This window comes from Nocardia sp. NPDC060220 (genome assembly GCF_042727815.1).
In the GTDB taxonomy this organism is placed as follows: Bacteria; Actinomycetota; Actinomycetes; order Mycobacteriales; family Mycobacteriaceae; genus Nocardia.
In genome coordinates this window covers 1-2,798 of record NZ_JBHWZY010000878.1, presented here as the reverse complement: position 1 = coordinate 2,798, position 2,798 = coordinate 1, and the positions used below count along the sequence as shown (strand labels likewise).

General features: G+C 65.1%; 4 protein-coding genes and 1 pseudogene. 4 read left to right on the top strand and 1 reads right to left on the bottom strand.

Going from position 1 to position 2,798, the window contains the following annotated elements; translation table 11 throughout:
• The 3 genes from ACFWF3_RS31130 to ACFWF3_RS31120 all read left to right on the top strand — a co-directional run.
• The coding region (locus ACFWF3_RS31130; protein WP_379317295.1) for a hypothetical protein at nt 1-193 on the top strand (193 nt) is incomplete at its 5' end.
• Nucleotides 177-608 (top strand): DUF4189 domain-containing protein, encoded by a 432-nt coding sequence (locus ACFWF3_RS31125; RefSeq protein ID WP_378989112.1) that lies wholly within the window; start codon nt 177-179, stop codon nt 606-608. The genes ACFWF3_RS31130 and ACFWF3_RS31125, both read left to right, overlap by 17 nt.
• A gap of 12 nt (nt 609-620) precedes the next feature.
• Nucleotides 621-1,241, top strand: coding sequence for a DUF4189 domain-containing protein (locus tag ACFWF3_RS31120; protein ID WP_379317293.1), 621 nt, complete (start codon nt 621-623; stop codon nt 1,239-1,241).
• 61 nt (nt 1,242-1,302) lie between these two features.
• Here the strand turns inward: ACFWF3_RS31120 and ACFWF3_RS31115 are convergent, their stop codons facing one another.
• Entirely contained in the window at nt 1,303-1,926 is a 624-nt protein-coding gene (locus tag ACFWF3_RS31115) for a TetR/AcrR family transcriptional regulator (protein WP_378989114.1), read from the bottom strand.
• Between the two features lie 159 nt (nt 1,927-2,085).
• Here ACFWF3_RS31115 and ACFWF3_RS31110 point away from each other — a divergent pair.
• Nucleotides 2,086-2,798, top strand: a pseudogene (locus tag ACFWF3_RS31110) (PucR family transcriptional regulator); the annotation flags it as partial.

The window sequence follows — 2,798 nt, the reverse complement described above, 5'->3', positions numbered from 1 at the left end:
GTGTAGCACCGCGCTTTTCGGGCCCGGATCCTGGCTGGATCCGGGCCCTTTTTGCGGTTATGTGTCGACCGGTCTCGGTGTGATGATTCCCGTTCTGGTTGGTTGTCACCGGGCGATCAGTGATGATCTTGACGGTTCTGGACTTGCCGGAACAGTGTCAAGAGGAGATCTTTCGAATGAGTTTCATGAGTAAGGCCGGCCTCGCCGTGGCGGCGCTCGGCCTTGCGGCCGGCGCGGTGCTGGGCGCCGGTTCGGCGAATGCCGTCGGCCCCGACCAGTGGGGCGCGATGGCCGCGGACGGCGACTGGGCGAACTACGGTCGTTCGGTCGGCTATCCCACGCGCGCTGAGGCCGAGGCTGCCGCACTGGAACAGTGCGCCGCGGATGGTTGCCTGGTGGAGGCCGTGTGGGTCAACGGCTGCGCGGCCCTGGTGGAGAACGATGACTTCATCGCCTGGGGCAAGGGCCCGACCCGCGCCGACGCGGAGCGGGAGGCTTACCTCGCGCTGACCGAGGGCACTCCGCAGAGCCTGCTCGTCAACGTTGGTTCGTCGCAGCTGGCCGGCGGTCATGTGATCGAAACGGTCTGTACCGCCAACGCGAGCTGATCGTCACGGTGATTGTCGAGCCCGGACCGCGCAACGGTCCGGGCTTGCATCGTCTTCGCCCCGGACACGGAGCACGCGGGCCCGGATTCATGTGCTGACGGCCCGGATGTGAAATTTCACCGTGCGGTTGGCTATCAACGGTTGTTCGATGATGATCTTGAAGGTTCCGGACTTCCGGGACAGTTTCAAGAGGAGATCTTTCGAATGAGTTTCATGGGTAAGGCCGGCTTCGCCGTGGCGGCGCTCGGTCTTGCGGCCGGGTCGGTCCTGGGTGCCGGTTCGGCGACCGCGTCGGGTAACCAGTGGGCGTCGATCGCGGTGAGCAAAGGTGAACTGATCTACGGCACCAGTGCCGACGAAGCCGATGCGCCGTCGGCCGAAGCTGTTGCGCTGGCTGATTGCCACTACGCCGACTGCGAGGTCCTCGTCACCTGGGCCAACGGTTGCGGCGCGCTCGTACAGAGCGATGACGCCTTCGCATGGGCGATCGGCGCCAATCGGGCAGAGGCTGAGCGTGTCGCGTACGAGCAGCTGTCGACGGTGACGCCCACCGCGATCCTGGCCAACACCGGTTCGGCGAACCTCAGTGGCGCCAAGATCGTCGACGTCATCTGCACGGCGAACGCGCGCTGACCGTCACGGAGCGAACGGGCCCGGATCCTCACCCAGGATCCGGGCCCTGTGCTGTTGTGTACTAAGCGTTTTCGACTACGGCAACCGAGTCGATCCAGGCGCTGATCATGTCGGCGGTCCCGGCGATGATGGCGTCGAGCTCGGCGTCGTCGAGTTCGACCGAACGCAACGCGGTGGCGAAGCCCGCGTTGAGTACGACGAAGGCCATCACGTCGATGTCGACGTGCTTGATCGGGCCCATGAACTGGATGATGTAGAGCTTGATGAGCATCCGCAGCCGGGGTTCGAATTCGGGGATACCGCTGCCGTAGAACTGCAGATCGGCGACCAGGGCACGGACGAGCGGCCCGTTCGCGACGAGGATGTCGACGGCGGAGCGGATCAGACCTATCACGGCATCGCGGGGGGACTGGCCGGAACTGGCGGTGAGCAGCTGGCTGTAGCGCTCTTCTACCTGCAGAAACAGGCTGTCGTTGAGCTCTTTGACGATCTCGTCGCGGTCGTTGAAATAGCGGTACAGCGTGCCGATGCTCATGCCCGCTTCGGTCGCGATCCGGTTGGTCGAGGTATTGCCGATACCGCGGGTGCCGAAAAGATGAGCGGCCACCGTGAGAATGCGTGCTCTCGTCTCCTTCGCCCGGTCCTGCTTGGGGCGTTTGCGCTGCTTATCGGCTTGCGGGGGCATCTATTGACCTCGGCAGAAAGAAGAGTAGAAGGTGAGCGGTTGCTCACCCTACAGTCATGATCACAGAGAAACCGCAGTGTAGGCCAGCACATCGGCCGACATGACGGAAGCACAACCACTACCGGCGGCGCCGGGGTGTAGAAGAAGGAGGAGTCGACGATGACGATCCCACTGGACGAGACGGCCCTGTGGCAGCCCCTGCGCGATGTCCGGACGATGACCAGCCGGTTGGTCGGTCACTTCGTCGACAATGTCGCGACTTGCCGGACGCTACCCGGCGATGTGATCGCCGGCGACGTCACCTCGGTCACCCGGATGTGCCTGGAAATCGTCGGCGGCATGCTGGACGGCCGCGACGAGGACGTGAAGCTGAACCGGCTCGCGGTGGCGGCGGCGGGCTGGGCGCGCGAAGGCGTGCCGATCGACACGATCCTGCACGCTTTCCACGAGGGCTTCCGGCTCTCCTTCGACGCGGTCTACGACGGGGTGGCCGATGTCGATCGCGCGAGTCTGATCCACGGCTTCCGCCGGGTGGTCGAGATCTCGGACCTGTTGTGTACCACGGTGACTCGCTCCTACATCCGTGAGCACCGCGAGGCCGTCGGCGAACATCACACGGCGGTGCACACCCTCACCTCGGCACTGCTGGCCGGTCAGTCGACCGTCACCATGGCCCGCGAGGTCGGCATCACCGTCTCCGACGCGTATTCGGTGCTCGCTCTCTCGATCGGGGCGCACCCCGACGAGCGCGACCCGCGCGTGAACGGTGCGGTGGTGGCCCGGCGCAAGCTGCGCAGGGTGCAAACGGCGTTGGCGCATCGGTGCGGTGAGCAGGTGCTGTCGCTGCTGTCGGTCGACGGCGGCACGCTGCT

Coding starts and splice junctions, on each gene's coding strand:
- ACFWF3_RS31125 (WP_378989112.1), top strand. CDS start 177: ATGAGTTTCATGAGTAAGGCCGGCCTCGCCGTGGCGGCGCTCGGCCTT.
- ACFWF3_RS31115 (WP_378989114.1), bottom strand. CDS start 1,926: ATGCCCCCGCAAGCCGATAAGCAGCGCAAACGCCCCAAGCAGGACCGG.